At 64.8% G+C, this 929-nt stretch carries 2 protein-coding genes; one reads left to right on the top strand and one right to left on the bottom strand.

The features are described from left to right. On the top strand, nt 1-288 hold a 288-nt coding region (locus tag ADK67_RS52330), incomplete at its 5' end, for a hypothetical protein (RefSeq protein ID WP_197289356.1). A 135-nt stretch (nt 289-423) separates the two neighbouring features. On the opposite strand, the gene ADK67_RS09770 is transcribed toward ADK67_RS52330, so the two are convergent. Next, nucleotides 424-929, bottom strand: a 506-nt coding sequence (locus tag ADK67_RS09770; RefSeq protein ID WP_157620052.1) for a TIGR02452 family protein, incomplete at its 5' end; no start/stop codon positions are given.

Here is a 929-nt window from a genome sequence, read left to right as displayed (position 1 = left end):
AAGCCGTTCAAGGAGTTCACCGACTGGGAGTGGGACTGGTTCTACCTGTTCGACATGGAGGAGATCTCGTACAAGCGGGTCGACGAGTTGGTCGGCAAGGAGGTGTCGCCTCTCAGGGCGTTCGGCGGACTGTTCGTCTACTACAAAGGCGACGAAGTCGTCCACGTCGAACTGCTTGACCGGGGTGGCGGCTACTGTGAGGGCATCTACACGACGACCGCGTACGTGCGGAAAGAATACGCGTGCTGGCTCGCCGACGACAACTTCAAGCACCTGCCTCCGCCGTGATCGGATGATTGTCGGTGCTCGTATGCGTTGGCTATTCAGGGTTCTGGGGAGTCTGCTGGCTGAATGAGGTTGTCGGCAGGCTCAACGTCGGACTCGATGACGTACCCGCCCCCAACGCCGGGCTTGAACGCTTGTCTACCGTTCGGACGGTGGGGTGACGAGCCGATCTCCATGCCCGTTGTTGCTGAACGCATCGGCGAAAGCGGCGAGGACAGGGGTGTCCCGCGACCGATCCAGCACGGCGAAGACGACGTCGTCGAAGAACCGGTTGTCTCGCAACGACGCGCGGAACGCCGCCGCCACGACCGCCGGGTCGTTGCCGAACACCCCGCATCCCCAGGCACCGAGCACCAGCCGCCGGTGCCCATGCGCGGCGGCGACCCGCAGAACACGGGCCGCACGCCGCTGAAGGATCACGGGAACCGCAGCTGCGTGTTCGGGCTGACTGCGCAGGATCGCGCCGAAGTTCGGCGCGGCGGCGGTGAGGAACGAGACCCGGTAGGGCTCCGGCAGAAACGCGCCCTTGTCGTCTCTGAACACCGGCACGGACGGTGAGTAGATCACGCGATCGCTGTAGGTGAGCTCGGGGTGCGCGCGGTGGTGGGCGTAGAAGTCGCTTGCCGCCAGCAGGCACGGGTACA

The sequence above is a fragment of the Saccharothrix sp. NRRL B-16348 genome (assembly GCF_001280085.1).
Taxonomy (GTDB): domain Bacteria; phylum Actinomycetota; class Actinomycetes; order Mycobacteriales; family Pseudonocardiaceae; genus Actinosynnema.
The sequence above is the reverse complement of the archived record's forward strand: the minus strand, read 5'-3'. Positions and strand labels throughout refer to the sequence as shown.